An 18,773-nucleotide genomic window follows, 5' to 3' on the forward strand; every position below is an offset into this window, starting at 1 on the left:
GAGGATCAGGCGAGCTCGGGGTACTCCGCGCGCACGCGTCGGGTGGCGCGGTGCTCGGCCCAGAAGGAGACCAGCGGGATCGTGCCGCAGACGAGGGTCACCAGGGTGAAGGGGAAGTCCCACCTGGCCCGGCGCGAGAGCAGGAAGGCACTGAAGAGGAAGATCATGTAGAGCCAGCCGTGCGCGACGCCGAGGTAGGTCGTGATCAGCTCGCCCACGTGCTGGGCGTCGGACCCGGGGGTGACCCAGGTCGGGGTGCTGTCGAAGACCCCCCACATCGGGGATCCGTCGAAGTTGGCCAGCGGGACGCCGATCAGGCAGAGCACCACGAGCAGGACCCCCACGATGGAAGCCATGACGCGGTAGGCGGTGAGGTTGCGGGACACGGCGGTCAACCTATCCGGCACTCGGTGAGGGCAGATCGGGTGCCAGGTCGGGCCTGGTGGCGTCGCGCCGCCAGCGCCACCAGATGAAGGCGGCGAAGGCTCCGAAGACCCACCACTCGACGGCGTAGAGGAGGTTGCGGACGCCGGTCGTGCGGCTCGGCGTGGGCAGTGCCGCGAGCTCGGCCTCCTCCAGTCCGGGGCCGGGGTCCTGGCTGATGACGTAGGCCGACCACAGATCCACGTCGACGCGCTGCACCGCGTCGGCGACCCGGATCTCCGGGAACACGTCGTCGGTCGGGTCGTCGTCGACGACCAGGGTGCCCTCGGGGGGCTGCAGCCAGCCGGTCACCTCTGCTTCCCCCGAGGCGGCCAGCAGGTCGGCGTCGGGCTCGGGCGCCCAGCCGCGTACGACGAGCACCGCGGCGTCACCGGTCTGCAGCGGGGTCACGGCCCAGTAGCCCGGCTCGCCGGCCCGCGACCGGTCCGCGACCCAGAAGCCGCCGTCGAGCCACTCGCCCGCCACCTCCACCGGCCGACCGAGGTCGGGGGCGGGGAACGGGTCGTCGTTGCCCATCACGTCGTCCAGCGGCACCGGCGTGATGCCGGTCAGGTCGCGCGCCTCGGCGTCGCGGTGCGCCTGCCAGGCGTCGTACTGCCACTTCCCGAGCATCCCGGCGATCCCCACCAGCACGAGCGCCAGGGCCGCCGCCCCGAGGTCGGTCAACAGGCCGGGTCGGCGGGGGGCGGTCACGGCCTCGATTGTCCCAGCCGCCCGGTCACCGTCCTCCGGCGGATCCGAGCTGGTCCCGCCGACGAGTGAGGTACGCCATCTCGGCGGAGTTGCCGGACAGCTCGATCGCCCGGTCGTAGGCCCCGCGCGCCTCCGCGCTGCGGCCCAGCCGGCGCAGCAGGTCGGCGCGGGTGGCGTGGAACGCGTGGTAGCCGGCGAGGGGCGTGGCCAGCGCGTCGACCTGGGCGAGGGCGACGTGCGGGCCGTCGAGCTCGGCGACGGCGATCGCGCGGTTGAGGGCCACGACCGGCGACGGGTCGAGCCGCACGAGCTGGTCGTACAGCGCCGCGACCTGCGACCAGTCGGTGTCCCGGGCGTCGGCGGCATCGGTGTGGACGGCGTTGATCGCGGCGAGCACCTGGTAGCGGCCGGGCGGTCGGCCCGAGGCCAGCCGCTCGCGGACGAGGGCGTGGCCCTCGGCGACGAGCGTGCGGTCCCACGCCCCGCGGTCCTGCTGGTCGAGGGTGACCAGCTCGCCGTCCGCGGACACCCGTGCCGTGCGTCGGGCCTCCGTGAGCAGCATCAGGGCGAGCAGGCCCGCTGCCTCCCCGTCCTCCGGCAGCAGCTCGCGTACCAGGCGCGTGAGACGGATTGCCTCGCCCGTCAGCTCGGCACGCACCGGGTCGGTGTCGGCACCGCTGGCGAGGTAGCCCTCGTTGAAGACGAGGTAGAGCACGGTCAGGACGCCGTCGATCCGGGCCGGGAGGTCCGCTGCGGCCGGGACGCGCCACGGGATTCCGGCGGCCTTGATCTTCGCCTTGGCGCGGGTGACCCGCTGTGCCATGGTCGTCTCCTGCACGAGGAACGCGTGCGCGATCTCGGCGACGGTGAGGCCGCCGACCATGCGCAGCGTGAGCGCTACCCGCGCCTCCACGGCGAGGGCCGGGTGGGCACAGGTGAAGAGCAGCCGGAGTCGTTCGTCCTCGACGGCGCCGGCTGGCTCCGGTGGTCCCGCGAGCTGGTCGGTGAGCATGTGGGCCTGCCTTTGCTTGGCGTCGCGCCCGCTCTCGCGGCGTACGCGGTCGAGCGCCTTGTTGCCCGCGGTGGTGGTCAGCCAGGCGCCCGGGTTGGGGGGTACGCCGTGAGTGCGCCACCGCTCGACGGCGACGGCGAACGCCTCGGCAGTGGCGTCCTCGGCGACGTCGAGGTCGCCGAAGCGCCGGGCGAGGGTGGCCACGACCCGGGCCCACTCCTCGCGGTGGACCCGGGCCAGGACCTCGTCGAGGCCTGCTGCGGCCCCGACGTCGGTCTCTGCGTCGGTCATGGCGTCAGGCGACGCCGCCGAAGGGGCGGATCTCGACCTTCCGGTGGCAGGCGCGCGAGGCGTCAGCTGACAGCGCGAGCGCGACGTCGAGGTCGTCCGCGGTGACGACCCAGAAGCCGGCGAGGAACTCCTTGGACTCCACGAACGGTCCGTCGGTGAAGACCGGCTCGCCGTTGCGGCTGTCGGTGACGGTGGCGTCCTGCGGGTCGGTGAGGCCGCCGCCGAAGACCCAGCGGCCCTCGTCCTTGAGGCGGTCGTTGAACGCGTCGATCGCGCCGGGCGCGGAGTCGTCGGCGGAGTTGTCGGTGTCCCCGATGACGGTGAGGAGGTAGTGCATGTCGGTCTCCAGTGGTCGGCGGCCACCCCTGTCGGGCGACCTCTCACCCCTACCACGAACGGGACGCCGCGGATACGACAACGACGGCCGACGAGTTCTTGCGCGTTGTCGGCGGGCGTCGGTCAGGCCGAGGCCAGGGCCAGCTTCACCGCGAAGCCGACGAAGATCGCACCGACCGCCGAGGTAGCCCCCGCCGACAGCGCCTTGCGCCGTCGGAAGGCGGCCGCGAGGTGCGTGCCGCCGAAGATCAGGACGCTGAGGTACGCCGCGCTGGCCAGGGTCGCAAGAGTGCCGAGCAGCAGGAACGAGACGACCGGGTGGGCGTAGGCCGGGTCGACGAACTGCACGAAGAAGGCGACGAAGAAGAGGATCGCCTTGGGGTTGAGCAGGCTGATCACCAGCGCGCGCCGGTAGGGCCGCTCACCACGCGCCCGGGGCTCCACGCCGGCCTCCACTGCGGCGTCGGCGATCTGGTCGGCGACGGGGACGCGCGAGCGCCACATGCCCCAGGCCGCGCGGAGCATGCCGATGGCGAGCCACAGCAGGTAGGACGCGCCCACCCACTTCACGACGGCGAACGCCGCCGGGTTGGCCTGCAGCAGCGACGCGACGCCGGCTGCGGACAGGGTCATCAGCACCGCGTCGCCGGTCCACACGCCCGCCGCGCCGGCGTACCCGCTCCGGACCCCCCGCCGCGCGGCGACGGAGAGGACGTAGAGCGAGTTCGGGCCCGGCAGCAGGATGATCAGGACGAGACCGACGAGGTAGGTCGGGAGGTCGGTGATGCCCAGCACGCGTCCCAGTGTGCGGCCGGTCGTGGGGCGCGGATCACCGATTCCGAGGGATGGGCCGGACGTCACACGGACTTGTTGGGGAAGTTGTGCGCCTGTAGGCCGTTACAACGGCCTACTGGCGACGAAGTCCCCGCACGTGCGGGGACTTCGACACGAAAGGAATAGTGGTGGAGCCTAGGGGACTCGAACCCCTAACCCCCTGCTTGCAAAGCAGGTGCGCTACCAATTGCGCCAAGGCCCCGTGAGCGCGAGGCGCTCGGTGGAGGGAACGGGCTCAGGCCTTCTCGACGGTGTCGGTGGCCTCGGCCCAGAGGGCCTGCTCGTTCTTGCCCTCGTCCATCTTCTTCTTCGCGACGACCGCACCGGCGGCGGCGAGTGCGACCAGCAGGAGCTTCTTCATGGACTCTCCTCGGGATCGGAGCGAAGGGGATGGAGTGGGCCTAGGAGGACTTGAACCTCCGACCTCTTCCTTATCAGGGAAGCGCTCTAACCGTCTGAGCTATAGGCCCGTGCACGCCGCAAGCGGCGACGCCGAAGGTTACCTGACCTCGGTCAGGCGGTGCCAATCGGCCCGGCGTCGTTCAGGCCGGGCTCACTTCTCGTCCTCGGCGAGGGTCACCTCGATGCCGCCGAGGAGGGCGGCCGCGAGGTTGTAGAGGAACGCCGTGAGGGTCGCGATCGCGGTGATCAGGATGACGTCGACGACCGAGACGAGGAGCGTGAAGCCGAGCACGCGCGACATCCCGACGTAGTTGGTGACGTCGAAGGTGGAGTTGCCGCTGTCGCCCTCGACGATGCTCGCCACGGCCGAGTTGATCGAGTCCCACACGCCGGCAGCGCCGAGCACCGACCACACCATGAAGATGGCGACGAAGGTGACGACACCGAACGCAACGGAGAGCAGGAACGACGTCTTCATCACCGACCACGGGTCCACCCGGGTCAGCCGCAGCCGGGCCCGACGCGGCTGGCGGCCGGCCGACCGACGCACGCGGCTGCCGCGCGACGCGGCCGGTCCGGCGTTGGCGCGGTGCTCCTCAGCGGCGCTGGACAGCGTGTCCTGGAGCCGCTCGGTCAGGGACCGCTTGCTGGGCTCGCCCCCTGAGGTACGGCGGGGAGTCGCGGTGCGCTCCGACATGGGTCACTCACTCCTCGGTGTCGTCGACGGGGGCATCGGCAGGCGCTTCGACAGCGTCCTGACCATCGATTGTTGCATCGTCGACCACGTCGGGCGATTCGGCGGCGGCCTCACGGGCGCCCGCCTCGACCTCGGAGGCGGCCTCGGCGGCCTGCTCCTCGACCTCCTCGTCCTCACGCGCCTCGACCGAGCGGGCCACCACGGCGACCGTGTCGCCCTTCTTGGGCGTCACGAACTTCACGCCCTGGCTGTCGCGGCCGGTGGCCCGGAAGTTGGTGTCGATCGGGCTGCGGACGACCTGCCCGCCGCTGGTGATCGAGAGCACCTCGTCACCCTCCTCGACGATGAACGCGCCGACCAGGCCGCCGCGGTCCTCGTTGGTGAGCTTGACCGCGCGGATGCCGACACCGCCGCGGTTGGTGGTGCGGTAGTCGGTGATGCGCGAGCGCTTCGCGAAGCCGCCGTCGGTGATGGTGAAGACGTACTGCTCCTTCACCTCGCTGTCCTCGACCGACGCACCGGCCTCCTCGACCGCCTCCTCGGCCGCGACCTGGGCGGCCCGGATCACGGAGAGGGAGAGCACCGCGTCGTCGTCGTGCTTGAACTTCATGCCGCGCACGCCGCCCGTGGCGCGACCCATCGGACGCAGCTGGTCGTCGCTGGCCTGGAAGCGGATCGCCTGGCCCTTGCGGGACACGAGCAGGATCTCGTCGTCGGCGTTGACCAGCTCGGCGCCGATCAGCTCGTCGTCGTCCTCGCGGAAGTTGATCGCGATGACGCCCGCCTGGCGCGGGCTGTTGTAGTCGCCGAGCTTGGTCTTCTTGACCAGGCCGGCGCGGGTGGCGAGCACGAGGTAGGGGGCCTGCTCGTAGTCGCGGATCGCCAGCACCTGGGCGATGTCCTCGTCGGGCTGGAAGCTCAGCAGGCCGGCGACGTGGCCGCCCTTGGCGTCGCGTGCGGCCTCGGGCAGGTTGTAGGCCTTGGTGCGGTAGACGCGACCGGCGGTCGTGAAGAACAGCAGCCAGTGGTGGTTGGTCGTGGCGATGAAGTGCTGCACGACGTCGTCGCCGCGCAGCGTCGCACCGCGCACGCCCTTGCCGCCGCGCTTCTGCAGCCGGTACTGGTCGGCACGCGTGCGCTTGGCGTAGCCGCCGCGGGTGATGGAGACGACGAGGTCCTCGTCGGGGATCAGGTCCTCCATCGACAGGTCGCCGTCGGCGGCGATGATCTGCGTACGCCGGTCGTTGCCGTACTTGTCGGTGATCTCCTGCAGCTCGTCAGAGACGATCTTCCGCTGGCGCGGCTCGTTGGCGAGGATGTCCTCGAGGTCGGCGATGACGAGCTCGAGGTCGGCGAGGCGGTCCATGATCTTCTGCCGCTCGAGGGCCGCCAGGCGCCGCAGCTGCATCTCGAGGATCGCGTTGGCCTGCACCTCGTCGATGTCGAGCAGCGCGATGAGCCCGCTGCGCGCCTCCTCGACGTCGGGGCTGCGCCGAATGAGGGCGATGACCTCGTCGAGCGCGTCGAGCGCCTTGGCGAGACCGCGGTAGATGTGGGCCTGGCGCTCGGCCTCGGCGAGGCGGAAGCGCGTACGCCGCTGGATGACCTCGATCTGGTGGGTCACCCAGTTGGAGATGAACTGGTCGATCGGCAGCGTGCGCGGCACGCCGTCGACGAGGGCCAGCATGTTGGCCGAGAAGTTGGTCTGCAGCTCTGTGTGCTTGAACAGGTTGTTGAGCACCACGCGGGCGACGGCGTCGCGCTTGAGGATGATGACCAGGCGCTGGCCGGTGCGGGAGCTGGTGTCGTCGCGGACGTCGGAGATGCCCTGGATGCGACCGGAGTCGGCGAGCTCGGCGATCTTGAGCGCCAGGTTGTCGGGGTTGACCATGTAGGGGAGCTCGCTGATGACGAGCATCGTGCGCCCCTTGGCGTCCTCGTCGATCTCGACCACCGCGCGCTGCGCGATCGACCCGCGGCCGGTGCGGTAGGCCTGCTCGATGCCCTGGCGGCCCACGATGAGGGCGCCGTTGGGGAAGTCGGGGCCCTTGATCCGCTCGACCAGCGCGTCCTGGAGCTCCTCACGGCTGGCGTCGGGGTGCTCGAGCGCCCAGATCGCACCCTCGGAGACCTCGCGCAGGTTGTGCGGCGGGATGTTGGTCGCCATGCCGACCGCGATGCCGGCCGAGCCGTTGACCAGCAGGTTGGGGAAGCGCGCGGGCAGGATGGTCGGCTCCTGCGAGCGGCCGTCGTAGTTGGGGCGGAAGTCGACGGTGTCCTCGTCGATGTCGCGCACCATCTCCATCGCCAGGGGCGCCATCCGGCACTCGGTGTATCGCATGGCGGCGGCGGAGTCGTTGCCCGGCGAGCCGAAGTTGCCCTGGCCGTTGATCAGCGGCGCGCGCAGCACCCACGGCTGCGCGAGGCGGACCATGGTGTCGTAGATCGCGGTGTCGCCGTGCGGGTGGTACTGACCCATCACGTCACCGACGACGCGCGAGCACTTCGAGAAGCCGCGGTCGGGGCGGTAGCCGCCGTCGTACATCGCGTAGAGGATCCGTCGGTGCACCGGCTTGAGCCCGTCGCGCACGTCGGGCAGCGCGCGCCCGACGATCACCGTCATCGCGTAGTCGATGTAGGACTGCTGCATCAGGGTCTGCAGCTCGATCGGCTGGATGCGGTCGTCGCCGAAGCCGAAGCCGCCGGCGCCGGTGCTGTCGGTGGGGGTCTCAGTCATGATTCGCTTCTCTCTGGCGTTCTAGGAATGTCTAGGGCTGGTCGTAGATGCGACTAGCGGCCTAGATATCGAGGAAACGGACGTCCTTGGCGTTGCGCTGGATGAAGGAGCGGCGCTGCTCGACGTCCTCGCCCATGAGGATCGAGAAGATCTCGTCGGCCTGGGCGGCGTCCTCGAGGGTCACCTGCTTCATCAGGCGGGCGTCGGGGTCCATCGTGGTCTCCCACAGCTCGTCGGCGTTCATCTCGCCGAGACCCTTGTAGCGCTGGACCGGGTTCTCCTTGGGCAGCTTCTTGCCCTGGGCCAGCCCGTCGGCCTGGAGAGCGTCGCGCTCGGCGTCGGAGTAGACGAACTCGTGCTCGGCCGGCTTGTTCCAGCGCAGGCGGTAGAGCGGCGGCTGCGCCATGTAGACGTAGCCGTGCTCGATCAGCGGCTTCATGAAGCGGAAGAGGAGCGTCAGCAGCAGGGTGTTGATGTGGTGGCCGTCGACGTCGGCGTCGGCCATCATCACGACCTTGTGGTAGCGCAGCTTGTCGAGGTTGAACTCCTCGTGGATGCCGGTGCCGAGGGCGGAGATGATCGCCTGGACCTCGGTGTTGGCGAGCACCTTGTCGATGCGGGCCTTCTCGACGTTGAGGATCTTGCCGCGGATCGGGAGGATCGCCTGGATGCGCGGGTCGCGGCCCTGGCGCGCGGAGCCGCCGGCCGAGTCGCCCTCGACGATGAAGACCTCGCACTCGACCGGGTTGGTCGACTGGCAGTCGCTGAGCTTGCCGGGGAGACCGCCGCCGCCGAGGAGGCCCTTGCGTCCGCGCGCGAGCTCGCGGGCCTTGCGGGCGGCGATCCGGGCGTTGGCGGCGGCCTGGGACTTGCGGACGATGTCGCGACCCTCGGCCGGGTTCTCCTCGAACCAGGCACCCAGCTGGTCGTTCATGATCCGCTGGGTGAAGCCCTTGGCCTCGGTGTTGCCGAGCTTGGTCTTGGTCTGGCCCTCGAACTGCGGCTCGCCGAGCTTGATGGAGACGATCGCCGTGAGGCCCTCGCGGATGTCGTCGCCCGAGACGCGGTCCTCCTTCTTCTTGATCAGGCCCCACTCCTCGCCCCAGTTGTTGACCAGGGAGGTCAGCGAGGACCGGAAGCCCTCCTCGTGCGTGCCACCCTCGTGGGTGTTGATGTTGTTGGCGAACGTGTGGACCGACTCGGTGTAGGAGGTGTTCCACTGCATCGCGACCTCGAGGCTCATGTGCTGGCCCGAGGCACCCTCGGCCGTCTCGGCCTCGAAGGAGATGACCGTGGCGTTGGCCTTGTCCTTGCGGCGGTTGAGGTGCTCGACGTAGTCGACGAGGCCGCGGTCGTACTTGAAGACCTGCTCGAGGCCGCCCGACTCGGCGCGCTTGATGGCGTCGTGCCCGGCGCTGTCGATGCCGGCATCGACGGTGTCGTCCTGCACCGCGTCGACGCGCGACTCGGCGTCGGCCCGCTCGTCACGCACGACGAACTCGACGCCCTTGTTGAGGAACGCCATCTCGCGCAGGCGCGAGGTGATGGTCTCGAGGTTGTAGTTGGTGGCCTCGAAGATGTCCTCCGAGGCGTACCAGGTCACCGTCGTGCCGGTGCCCTCGCCCGCCTCGAGCGGGCGCACCTGCGCGAGGTCGGCGTCGGGGACGCCGAGCTGGAAGGCCTGGCGCCACAGGTGACCGCGGTTCTTCACCTCGGCGACCAGGCGCGAGGACAGCGCGTTGACCACCGAGACGCCCACGCCGTGGAGACCGCCGGAGACCTTGTAGCCGCCGCCGCCGAACTTGCCGCCGGCGTGGAGCATCGTCAGGGCCATCGTCAGCGCGGGCATGTCCTGGCCTGGGGCCGTGTCGGTCGGGATGCCGCGACCGTTGTCCTCGACCCGGACCCCGCCGTCGGACTGGAGCGTCAGCACGATCCGGGTCGCGTAGCCGGCGAGCGCCTCGTCGACACCGTTGTCCACGATCTCCCAGATCAGGTGGTGCAGGCCGCGCTCGCCGGTGGAGCCGATGTACATGCCGGGGCGCTTGCGCACCGCCTCGAGACCCTCGAGCACCTGGATCGCGGAGGCGTCGTACTCCACGCTGCCGTCGACGGCCGTCGTGGACCGCTTCTCCTCGACAGCCTCCTCCACGGCTGCGGCCAGCGCCTCGGCGCGCTCGGTCTCGCTCGGACCGTCGGCAGGCTGTGGATCAGGAGCGGAACCGGGAGCGGCGTCGGTGGTGGCCGGAGTGGACTCGTGGTTCTCTTCGCTCAAGGCACAGCCTTCTGCTCATCGACCCGGACGAGATCCGGGTGCGTTCGACATGAGTCGAGTCGCGGCGGTTGCGGGGCAACACGGCGTGCGACTCGTGACCGTCATATTACCTGTCAGGGCGCCTGAACCGAAGCACCAACCCCCGCTTGGGGATGGATCCAGGGGAAAATGTGCCCTCAGCGGGCCTGTGGAGGCCTGTCAGCCGGTCGAACAGGGGGGTCGGTGGGTCCCCATGTGGTCCGGAGGCTCGCAGATCGGCAGAACGCGGCTCAGCCGTAGGTATCGCGCGGACCGCGACCGTCGCGGCTCGACAGCCGCCCCTTGGTCCAGCTCGGCAGGTGGGGTCCGAGCACCTCGATCAGGGTCACGGTGCCGTGCCCGAGCTCCTCGTTGAGACGTCGTACGACGGTGGGCGCGAGCAGCTTGAGCTGGGTGGCCCAGGCGGTCGAGTCGGTGCGCACCACCAGCCGGCCGTCGTCGAACGACTCCGGCGTGCAGTGGTCGGCCACCTCGTCGCCGACCAGCTCGGCCCACCGCCCGAAGACCCCTTGGACCTTGAGGTCGAGCTCCCAGCCGTGGTTGGCGATGAGCCGCCCCATCGCCTGGTCGAGCAGCTGCGGGTCGCGGTCGTCGGGTCGCGCGCCGGAGGACTTCGTGAACGTACGACGGCGGAAGGTCGAGGACTTCTTCCGTGGTTTGCCGCCCGGCGTGGCGCCCGCTGCCCGGGCCGCCGCGCGCGCCAGGTCGAGCCCGTCGGGCTGGTGCTCGGCAGCCGCGTCGCCCGGCGCGGGCTCGTCGGACACCCCTTCGGGGGTGGGGTCCGTGGGGCGGTCGTCAGTCGTCACGGGTCACCGTGCCGTCCGCGACCAGGTAGCGGACGCCCTGGAGGGAGGCGGGCACGTCCGCGGCGACCGCGGCCGTCACCAGCACCTGCTCGGCACCAGCGACGAGCTCCGCCAGCTGCTGGCGTCGCTCGGCGTCGAGCTCGGCGAAGACGTCGTCGAGGACCAGGATCGGGTCGTCGCCGTCGGCGCGCAGCAGGTCGTACGACGCCAGTCGAAGCGCGAGCGCGAACGACCACGACTCCCCGTGGGAGGCGTAGCCCTTGACAGGCAGCCGCAGCTGCGGGTCGCCGAGGGAGAGCAGCAGCTCGTCGCGGTGCGGACCGACGAGGGAGATGCCGCGGTCGAGCTCCTCCTTGCGCCGGGCGGCGATCGCGTCGAGAAGCGCAGCCTCGAGCGGGTCGCGTGACCCCGGCTGCGCGACCTCCTCGACCGGCGGTTCACCCAGGTCGACGCTCGCGCGGTAGTCGATGTCGGCGTCGTCGCGGCTCGCACCGCGGGCGACCGCCTCGTAGGCCTTGCCGACGTAGGGGCGCAGGTCCTCGACCAGCCGCAGCCGGGCGCCGAGGATCTCGGCGCCGACGCGGGCCAGGTTGTCGTCCCAGATCTCGAGCGTGGACATCGCCGCGTCGCGCGACGAGCCACGGGCGACGCCGGCCGTCTTGAGGAGGCTGTTGCGCTGCTTGAGCACCCGGTCGTAGTCGGCCCGCACGCCGGCCAGCCGCGGCGAGCGCAGGATCAGCAGGTCGTCCAGGAACTTGCGCCGGTCCGACGGGTCGCCCTTCACGAGCGTCAGGTCGTCGGGGGAGAAGACCACCGTGCGCACGAGGCCGACGATCTCGCGAGGACGGGGGAGGGGCGAGCGGTTGATCCGCGCGCGGTTGGCCCGCCCGGGGTTGAGCTCGACCTCGATCAGCGCCGGACGTCCCTCCTTCACCACGGACGCGCGGACGATCGCCTGGTCCGCGCCGGCCCGGACCAGCGGCGCGTCGGTCGCGACGCGGTGCGACGAGAGCCGCGAGAGGTAGTCGATCGCCTCGACCAGGTTGGTCTTGCCCTGGCCGTTGCGACCGATGAACGCCGTCGCCCCCGGCTCCAGCGCGACGTCGATGTCGGCGTAGGAGCGGAAGTCGTGCAGGGTCAGGTGCGCGACGTGCACAGGGACATCAGCTCTCGCCGGGCTCCTGGCCGCTGCCCGCACCGGCCTTCTTCGCCGTCTCCGACTGCTCGGCACCGGAGCTGCTGCCCTCGGCGTCGCCGCCCTTGGGTGCCGCGGAGCGGACCGCGTGGCCGCCGAACTGGTTGCGCATCGCCGCGACGGCCTTCATCGTCGGCGAGTCGTCCTGGCGGGAGACGAAGCGGGCGTAGAGCGCGGCGGTGATGGCCGGGGTCGCGACGGCGTGCTCGATGCCGGCCTCGACGGTCCAGCGTCCTTCGCCGGAGTCCTCGGCGTAGCCGGCGACCTTCGACAGGCCCGGGTCGTCGTCGAGCGCGGAGACCATGAGGTCGAGCAGCCACGAGCGGATGACCGTGCCCTCGCGCCAGGAGCGGAAGACCTCGGTGACGTTGTCGGTGAGCTCGGCCGCCTCGAGCAGCTCCCAGCCCTCGGCGTACGCCTGCATGATCGCGTACTCGATGCCGTTGTGGACCATCTTGGAGAAGTGCCCGGCGCCGACCTTGCCGGCGTGGACCGAGCCGTAGTCGCCCTCGGGCTTGAGCGCGTCGAAGGCCGGCTGCACCTTCGCGATGTCGTCGCCGTCGCCGCCGTACATCAGGGCGTAGCCGTTCTCAAGGCCCCACACGCCACCGGAGACGCCGCAGTCGACGTAGCCGACCTTCTTCTCCGCCAGGAGCTCGGCGTTGGCGATGTCGTCGGTCCAGCGCGAGTTGCCGCCGTCGACCACCACGTCGCCCTCGCCCAGCAGGGCGGCGAGCTCCTTGACGGTCGCGCGGGTCGGATCGCCTGCGGGGACCATGATCCACACGACCTTGGGGCTCGGCAGTGCCTCGACGAGCGCCTCGAGCGAGTCGACGTCGCTGACGTCGGGGTTGCGGTCGTAGCCCACGACCGTGATTCCCGCGCGGCGCATGCGCTCGCGCATGTTGCCGCCCATCTTGCCGAGTCCGACGAGTCCGATGTCCATGGTCACGAGACTAGCCGTGAGCGAGGAACGAGCGCACGGCGTGTCGAGGGAGGTCGAGTGGCACCGCGAGTGAGCCTGCGAGCTCGCGACGTGCTGTACCGAGACCCACCGATTACGACAGGAGCCTTCGCGGCATCAGCAAGTAGCGGAACGACCCCGTGGTGTCGTCGGCATCAGTGCCCGAGATGACCACGGGCTTGGTCGCCTGGGTGAAGGCGAGGTCGACCATCTCCCCGTCGATGGCAGTGAGGCCGTCGAGCAGGAACTGCGGGTTGAAGCCGGTGGTGAGGTCGTCGCCGTTGATGTCGGCGTCCACGGCCTCGGTCGCCATCGCCTCGTCGCCGGAGCCGGCGTCGAGCACGATCTGGTTGTCGCCGAACTTCATCTGCACCGCGGTGTTGCGCTCGGCGACCAGCGCGACGCGCTTGACGGTCTCGATCAGGTCGGCCTTGCTGACCTTGGCCACGGTGAGGTGCTCGGCCGGGAAGAGCGAGCGCACCTTGGGGAACTCGCCGTCGAGCAGCCGCGTGGTGGTGCGACGTACGCCGCCCAGGCCGGTGCCCTCGAACCCGATCAGGCCCTCGCCGGTGCCGCTCGAGCTCAGTGCGATCGTCACCTCGGCGCCGGAGGTGAGCGACTTGGCGGTGTCGCCGAGCACCTTGGCCGGCACGAGAGCGGCGACCGACTCGTCGGGGGACTGGGGGTTCCAGGTGAGCTCGCGGTGCGAGAGGCGGAAGCGGTCGGTGGCGAGGAGCGCCATGGTCGAGCCGTCGATCTCGATCCGTACGCCGGTGAGCACCGGCAGCATGTCGTCGCGGCCGGCCGCGGTCACGGCCTGCGCGACGGCGTGGGCGAAGTCGGCGCTGGAGACGGTGCCGGTGGCCGAGGGCATCTCCGGCAGCGTCGGGTAGTCGGAGACCGGCATGGTCTGCAGGCTGAAGCGCGCGGACCCGCAGGTGAGCGAGACGCGCGGACCGTCGAGGGTCAGCTCGACCGGCTTGGCCGGCAGGCTGCGGCAGATGTCAGCGAGGAGGCGTCCGCTCACCAGCGCCTTGCCCTCGTCGTTGACCTCGGCGGAGAGCGTGGCGCGGGCCGAGGTCTCGTAGTCGAACGTCGAGAGCACCAGCCCGGCGTCGTTCGCCTCGATCAGCAGACCGGCCAGGACCGGCGAGCTGGGGCGGACCGGCAGGCTGCGGGCAGCCCAGGCAACGGCATCGGCGAAGACGTCGCGTTCGACGCGGAACTTCACAAGGGTCTCCTCGACGAGAGGTGGTGCGGGCAACGAGCGGCTGCACGCGGGCGGGAACCACACGCGTGCACGTGGGAAGTGCATCCTGCCACGCGCTGTCGAGCCCGCGGCAGGGTTCTCCCCAGAGTGAGGGCGGTCAGGTGTTTGCGGGAGATCGGACCAGTGTTGAGGTTCATAGTCGTCGTAGGGTCCGTGGAAAGTGTGGACAAGGAACGTTTGCGCAGGTCAGCGGCCGGTAAGCCTGTGGATGACAGGTGTGGACACTGATCGACGCCACTGGCGTGAGGTGTGGACGGCGTCGCGGTTCGTGTCGTTCGTCCCGATGAGTGCACAGGGGCTGGGGACGACGCGGCGGACCGAACCACAAGTTCTCCACACACCGAGCACCTCGCCGGCGGTTCGGACGTCAGGCCTGGCGGGCCTGCATCTTCACGCGGTTGGTGAGCTCGCTGACCTGGTTGAAGACTGCGCGGCGCTCGGCGAGAAGCTGGCGGATCTTGCGGTCGGCGTACATCACCGTCGTGTGGTCGCGGCCGCCGAACTCGCGTCCGATCTGCGGGAGCGACATCGAGGTGAGCTCGCGACACAGGTACATGCCGATCTGGCGGGCCATCACCAGGTGCCGCCCGCGGGAGGGGCCGGTGAGGTCCTCGAGCGAGACGCCGAAGTAGGCGGCGGTCTGGGCGATGATCAGCGCGTGCGTGATCTCGGGCTCGCCGCCCTCGGGGATCAGGTCCTTGAGCACGATCTCGGCCAGGGTCATGTCGACCTCCTGGCGGTTGAGGTTGGCGAACGCCGTCACCCGGATCAGCGCGCCCTCGAGCTCGCGGATGTTGGTCTGGATCTTCGACGCGATGAACTCGAGCACGTCCGGCGGCGCCGTGAGCCGGTCCATCGCGGCCTTCTTGCGCAGGATCGCGATGCGGGTCTCGAGGTCCGGCGGCTGGACGTCGGTGATGAGGCCCCACTCGAACCGGTTGCGCAGCCGGTCCTCCAGCGCCTCGAGCCGCTTGGGCGCGCGGTCGGAGGTCAGCACGATCTGCTTGTTGGCGTTGTGGAGGGTGTTGAACGTGTGGAAGAACTCCTCCTGGGTCTGCGTCTTGCCCTCGAGGAACTGGATGTCGTCGATCAGCAGGACGTCGACATCGCGGTAGCGGCGCTTGAACCGGTCCTGCCGGTCGTCGCGGATCGCGTTGATGAACTCGTTGGTGAACTCCTCGCTGGAGACGTAGCGCACCTTGGCGTTGCTGTAGAGGCTGCGCACGTAGTGGCCGATCGCGTGCAGGAGGTGGGTCTTGCCCAGGCCTGACTCCCCGTAGACCAGGAGCGGGTTGTAGGCCTTGCCCGGTGCCTCGGCGACGGCCACGGCAGCGGCGTGCGGGAACCGGTTGGACGAGCCGATGACGAAGGTCTCGAAGGTGTACTTCGGGTTGAGGCGGGTCTCCAGGGCCGAGGGCCGGCGCTCGCCGCTGACGCCGACCGGCTCGTGCGGCTCGATCGTGACCGGAGCGGGGGGCTCGTACGCCGTCTGGATGTTTGTCGACAAAGAGACAGATCGATCTGTCGATTCGTCGATGTGCGGCTGGGCCTCCGCCTCGAGCGCCGGGTTGACCGTCACGAGCATCCGGATCTCGCGACCGAAGCCCTCGGTCAGCGCGTCCTCGATGTGGTTGCGCAGCCGGCCCTCGAGCTGGTTGCGGGTGAAGTCGTTGGGCACGGCGATGATCGCCGTGTTCTCGTGCAAGGTCATCGGGACGCTCGGTCGCAGCCAGGCCCGCTGGTTGGGCTGGAGGTCCTCGACGATCTGCTGCCACGCCGTCCCGAGATCTACCTGCTGATCGTCCACCCGGACCGCCTTCGCTTCCACCATGTCGTCGTGCTCGTGTGCTGCTCTGGATCCGGCCTCGCAGGGGCGGCGCCACCGATGTGACCGGTGAGGCTTCCACAGAGTTGTCCACAAGCTGTGAACTGCCGGGCCCGATCCGTGGGATCAGACCCCCACGGCCGCAACGGCTGGTGATCCTTCCAGCGTTTCCGCAGGTCAGAGACCGATTCGAGCGGTCTGTGACCCAGATCACATGGCGTGCTGGACCCTGGTCGGACCGGGGTCGGGACGGACCGCGGAGGCCTTGAACGTAACAACCGGTGGAGGCGTGGAGCAAGATGTCATCCACAGGCAGGCCAGCAGGGGCGGCTCGTGGGTTTGACCCCCACTTCGCCCGCCGCGTACCGTTGGCCGGTCGCTCCCCGTCGACGGGTGCCGCATGTCCACGATCCGCCGCCTGGCGGCCGCGCGGACGGGCGGTCCCGGTTGAACGACCAGCACTGACGCCGTGTGGAGTGGACATCCCTCGAAACCTTCGGAGAAATAGCCGTGAGCAAGCGTACGTACCAGCCGAACAACCGTCGCCGTCACAAGGTGCACGGCTTCCGCCTGCGCATGCGGACCCGTGCCGGCCGCGCCATCCTGTCGGGCCGACGCCGCAAGGGCCGCAAGAGCCTGGCCGTCTGACGGCCAGAGCCCGCGGCACACGCCGTTGCTCTCCGCTGTCCACCGCCTCACCACCGCTGACGGTTTCCGCCGCACGGTGCGTCAGGGGCGACGCGCCGGTTCGACGACCCTCGTGGTCCACCTGTGGGTGGACCGGGACGCGGCACCGGCGCCGGCGCAGGTGGGGTTCACGGTCGGCAAGGCTGTCGGCAACGCCGCCACGCGAAACCGTGTGAAGAGACGACTTCGGCACCTGACCCGGGAACACCTCGCTGCACTCGAGGAGCTCCCGGGTCGTGCTGCGCTCGTGGTTCGTGCCCTGCCGGCCGCATCCGAGGCGTCGTACGCCTCCCTCGGTGCCGACCTCGCCCGTACCCTGAGCAGGGTGAGCTCGCCATGAAACACCTCCTCATCGGCTTCATCCGCGCGTGGCGCTTCGCGATCAGCCCGCTCTACGGCCAGGTCTGCCGTTACCACCCGAGCTGCTCGGCGTACGCCCTCGAGGCCGTCACCGAGCACGGCTCGATCCGCGGCACCTGGCTCGCCGTACGCCGTCTCTCCCGCTGCCACCCGTGGGCCGCCGGCGGCTACGACCCCGTTCCCCCCCGCGCCGGATCGGCCGGCCAGTCCACGTCCACTGCAACTCGAGGAGCATGAGTGCTCGACTTCTTCAGCACCATCGGCGGCGCGATCATGGCGCCGCTCTACTACGTCATCTCGGCGGTGCTGGTCGGCTTCCACAAGCTGTTCGGCTCGGTGTTCGGCCCGGAGACCGGGATCGCGTGGGTGCTGTCGATCATCGGGCTGACGCTCGTGATCCGCATGGCGTTGATCCCGTTGTTCGTCAAGCAGATCAAGTCCAGCCGCAACATGCAGCTCATCCAGCCCAAGGTGCGCGAGCTGCAGAAGAAGTACGGCCACGACCGTGAGCGTCTCGCGCAGGAGACGATGAAGCTCTACAAGGACTCGGGCACCAACCCGTTTGCGTCCTGCCTGCCGATCCTCCTGCAGATGCCGATCTTCCTGGCGCTGTTCCGCCTGATCGACCAGGCCGCGAAGAACCCTCAGGATCCCAAGGGCCTGATGACGGTCACGCTCAACGAGCAGTTCGGCGACGCGGTGTTCCTCGGCGCGAAGATCTCCGACACGTTCCTCAACACCGACGACATCGGCGTGCGGGTGCTCGCCGCCGTGCTGGTGCTCGCCATGACGGCGACGACGTTCCTCACCCAGCGCCAGCTGATGAGCAAGAACATGCCGGCCGATGCCCTCTCCGGCCCCTACGCCCAGCAGCAGAAGATGCTGCTCTACGTCCTCCCGGTCGTCTTCGCCGTCGGTGGTATCGCCTTCCCGATCGGTGTCCTCTTCTACTGGACCACGTCGAACCTCTGGACCATGGGCCAGCAGTTCTACGTCATCCGCAACAACCCGGCTCCCGGCACCCCCGCGGCTGCGGCCAAGGAGGACCGAGACCGGGCGAAGGCCGCTCGCAAGGGGCAGAAGACTCCCGCGCAGATCGAGGAGGAGCGCCTCGCCGCCGAGGCCGAGGCCCGCCGCGCGGAGAAGTCGGACACCCGCCAGCAGCCCCAGCGGCAGTCCAAGTCCCAGCGCAGCAAGAAGAAGCGCTGACCCAGACCTCCCTGACGACGCTCGCAAGGGTGTCGTCGCACCTGATCGAGAAGCAGGAGACGCACGTGAGTGAGCAGTTGACAGACGGCGAGACCGTCGCCGAGACGACCGAGAACGACGAGCCGACCAGCGAGTCCACCGGCGCGGCACGACCTTCCAAGGTGCAGCGCCTCGAGCACGAGGGCGACATCGCGGCGGACTACCTCGAGGAGCTCCTCGACATCGCGGACCTCGATGGTGACCTCGACATGGACGTGGAGGGTGATCGAGCGAGCGTGCAGATCGGCGGCGCCGACCTGAGCCAGCTCGTCGGTCGCAACGGCGAGGTGCTGGAGGCGCTCCAGGAGCTCACCCGGCTCGCGGTCTACCGCGAGACCGGCGAGCGGTCGCGCCTCATGCTGGACGTCGACGGGCACCGCGCGCAGCAGCGTGAGCGGCTCGTTGCCCTGGCCGAGACGTCGATCGCCGAGGTGAAGGAGTCCGGCGAGTCCGTGTCGCTGGAGCCGATGAGTGCGTTCGAGCGCAAGGTCGTCCACGACGCGGTGTCGGCTGCCGGCCTGACGTCGGAGTCCGAGGGCGCCGAGCCCAAGCGTCACGTGGTGATCCTCCCGGCGTGAGCGACGACGTTTCACGTGAAACCGGTGGGTCGAGTGGGCCCCCCGGGCCCGTATCGAGACCACCCTCCGTGCCGCCCGAG

General features: G+C 69.9%; 18 protein-coding genes, 2 tRNA genes and 1 pseudogene. 5 read left to right on the plus strand and 16 right to left on the minus strand.

Annotated elements, in window-relative coordinates; genetic code table 11:
- Positions 1-5: 5 nt before the first annotated feature.
- The 16 genes and pseudogenes from JOD65_RS02970 to dnaA all read right to left on the minus strand — a co-directional run bounded on the left by JOD65_RS02970 (position 6) and on the right by dnaA (position 15,826).
- Positions 6-386, minus strand: coding sequence for a DUF3817 domain-containing protein (locus JOD65_RS02970; protein WP_191193827.1), 381 nt, complete (start codon positions 384-386; stop codon positions 6-8).
- Between the two features lie 10 nt (positions 387-396).
- The gene (locus JOD65_RS02975; protein ID WP_191193826.1) at positions 397-1,137 is read right to left on the minus strand and encodes an SURF1 family protein; all 741 of its coding nucleotides are present in this window, start codon (positions 1,135-1,137) and stop codon (positions 397-399) included.
- Positions 1,138-1,162: 25 nt separating this feature from the next.
- A complete protein-coding gene (locus JOD65_RS02980; protein ID WP_191193825.1) occupies positions 1,163-2,440 on the minus strand; it encodes an RNA polymerase sigma factor in 1,278 nt (425 codons plus the stop codon).
- A gap of 4 nt (positions 2,441-2,444) precedes the next feature.
- On the minus strand, positions 2,445-2,777 hold the full coding sequence (locus JOD65_RS02985; RefSeq protein WP_191193824.1) for a YciI family protein: 333 nt from the start codon (positions 2,775-2,777) through the stop codon (positions 2,445-2,447).
- 122 nt (positions 2,778-2,899) lie between these two features.
- Positions 2,900-3,571 (minus strand): leucine efflux protein LeuE, encoded by a 672-nt coding sequence (leuE, locus tag JOD65_RS02990; protein ID WP_191193823.1) that lies wholly within the window; start codon positions 3,569-3,571, stop codon positions 2,900-2,902.
- 165 nt (positions 3,572-3,736) lie between these two features.
- A tRNA-Ala gene (locus JOD65_RS02995) sits at positions 3,737-3,812 on the minus strand.
- A 33-nt stretch (positions 3,813-3,845) separates the two neighbouring features.
- Entirely contained in the window at positions 3,846-3,971 is a 126-nt protein-coding gene (locus JOD65_RS23025) for a DLW-39 family protein (protein WP_224747136.1), read from the minus strand.
- Positions 3,972-4,006: 35 nt separating this feature from the next.
- A tRNA-Ile gene (locus tag JOD65_RS03000) sits at positions 4,007-4,080 on the minus strand.
- A gap of 83 nt (positions 4,081-4,163) precedes the next feature.
- A complete protein-coding gene (locus JOD65_RS03005; RefSeq protein WP_191193822.1) occupies positions 4,164-4,709 on the minus strand; it encodes a DUF3566 domain-containing protein in 546 nt (181 codons plus the stop codon).
- Positions 4,710-4,716: 7 nt separating this feature from the next.
- A complete protein-coding gene (gene gyrA, locus JOD65_RS03010; RefSeq protein ID WP_191193821.1) occupies positions 4,717-7,446 on the minus strand; it encodes a DNA gyrase subunit A in 2,730 nt (909 codons plus the stop codon).
- 61 nt (positions 7,447-7,507) lie between these two features.
- Positions 7,508-9,598 carry a DNA topoisomerase (ATP-hydrolyzing) subunit B gene (gene gyrB, locus JOD65_RS03015; RefSeq protein WP_307821362.1) on the minus strand — a complete coding sequence of 697 codons (2,091 nt, stop codon included), beginning with the start codon at positions 9,596-9,598 and terminating at the stop codon, positions 7,508-7,510.
- Positions 9,599-9,990: 392 nt separating this feature from the next.
- Positions 9,991-10,566 (minus strand): DciA family protein, encoded by a 576-nt coding sequence (locus tag JOD65_RS03020; RefSeq protein ID WP_191193820.1) that lies wholly within the window; start codon positions 10,564-10,566, stop codon positions 9,991-9,993.
- Positions 10,556-11,722 (minus strand): DNA replication/repair protein RecF, encoded by a 1,167-nt coding sequence (gene recF / locus JOD65_RS03025; protein ID WP_191193819.1) that lies wholly within the window; start codon positions 11,720-11,722, stop codon positions 10,556-10,558. The genes JOD65_RS03020 and recF overlap by 11 nt, the downstream gene beginning before the upstream one ends.
- Positions 11,723-11,729: 7 nt before the next feature.
- Positions 11,730-12,716: pseudogene (gnd, locus tag JOD65_RS03030) on the minus strand (phosphogluconate dehydrogenase (NAD(+)-dependent, decarboxylating)); the annotation flags it as partial.
- Positions 12,717-12,819: 103 nt separating this feature from the next.
- Positions 12,820-13,956, minus strand: coding sequence for a DNA polymerase III subunit beta (dnaN, locus tag JOD65_RS03035; protein WP_191193817.1), 1,137 nt, complete (start codon positions 13,954-13,956; stop codon positions 12,820-12,822).
- A 406-nt stretch (positions 13,957-14,362) separates the two neighbouring features.
- The gene (gene dnaA / locus JOD65_RS03040) at positions 14,363-15,826 is read right to left on the minus strand and encodes a chromosomal replication initiator protein DnaA (RefSeq protein WP_191193816.1); all 1,464 of its coding nucleotides are present in this window, start codon (positions 15,824-15,826) and stop codon (positions 14,363-14,365) included.
- 504 nt (positions 15,827-16,330) lie between these two features.
- Between dnaA and rpmH the strand changes: the two genes are divergently transcribed.
- From rpmH to JOD65_RS03065, 5 genes are all read left to right on the plus strand, one after another.
- Positions 16,331-16,468: a 50S ribosomal protein L34 gene (rpmH, locus tag JOD65_RS03045; RefSeq protein WP_300048438.1), complete on the plus strand. Its 138-nt coding sequence runs from the start codon at positions 16,331-16,333 to the stop codon at positions 16,466-16,468.
- Positions 16,407-16,847, plus strand: coding sequence for a ribonuclease P protein component (rnpA, locus tag JOD65_RS03050; RefSeq protein ID WP_307820896.1), 441 nt, complete (start codon positions 16,407-16,409; stop codon positions 16,845-16,847). Before rpmH ends, rnpA begins: the two co-directional genes overlap by 62 nt.
- Complete coding sequence (gene yidD, locus JOD65_RS03055; RefSeq protein ID WP_191193814.1) at positions 16,844-17,104, plus strand: membrane protein insertion efficiency factor YidD; 261 nt, start codon at positions 16,844-16,846, stop codon at positions 17,102-17,104. Before rnpA ends, yidD begins: the two co-directional genes overlap by 4 nt.
- Complete coding sequence (gene yidC, locus JOD65_RS03060; RefSeq protein ID WP_191193813.1) at positions 17,105-18,076, plus strand: membrane protein insertase YidC; 972 nt, start codon at positions 17,105-17,107, stop codon at positions 18,074-18,076.
- 65 nt (positions 18,077-18,141) lie between these two features.
- Positions 18,142-18,693 (plus strand): Jag family protein, encoded by a 552-nt coding sequence (locus JOD65_RS03065; RefSeq protein WP_443678552.1) that lies wholly within the window; start codon positions 18,142-18,144, stop codon positions 18,691-18,693.
- The last annotated feature ends 80 nt before the right edge of the window (positions 18,694-18,773 follow it).

The organism is Nocardioides cavernae, assembly GCF_016907475.1.
Lineage (GTDB): Bacteria > Actinomycetota > Actinomycetes > Propionibacteriales > Nocardioidaceae > Nocardioides > Nocardioides cavernae.

Bases quoted from the DNA above. Each gene is read 5' to 3' on its own strand.
- JOD65_RS02980 (WP_191193825.1), bottom strand. From the start codon at position 2,440: ATGACCGACGCAGAGACCGACGTCGGGGCCGCAGCAGGCCTCGACGAG.
- JOD65_RS02985 (WP_191193824.1), bottom strand. From the start codon at position 2,777: ATGCACTACCTCCTCACCGTCATCGGGGACACCGACAACTCCGCCGAC.
- JOD65_RS23025 (WP_224747136.1), bottom strand. From the start codon at position 3,971: ATGAAGAAGCTCCTGCTGGTCGCACTCGCCGCCGCCGGTGCGGTCGTC.
- JOD65_RS03005 (WP_191193822.1), bottom strand. From the start codon at position 4,709: ATGTCGGAGCGCACCGCGACTCCCCGCCGTACCTCAGGGGGCGAGCCC.
- gyrA (WP_191193821.1), bottom strand. From the start codon at position 7,446: ATGACTGAGACCCCCACCGACAGCACCGGCGCCGGCGGCTTCGGCTTC.
- dnaA (WP_191193816.1), bottom strand. From the start codon at position 15,826: ATGGTGGAAGCGAAGGCGGTCCGGGTGGACGATCAGCAGGTAGATCTC.
- yidD (WP_191193814.1), top strand. From the start codon at position 16,844: ATGAAACACCTCCTCATCGGCTTCATCCGCGCGTGGCGCTTCGCGATC.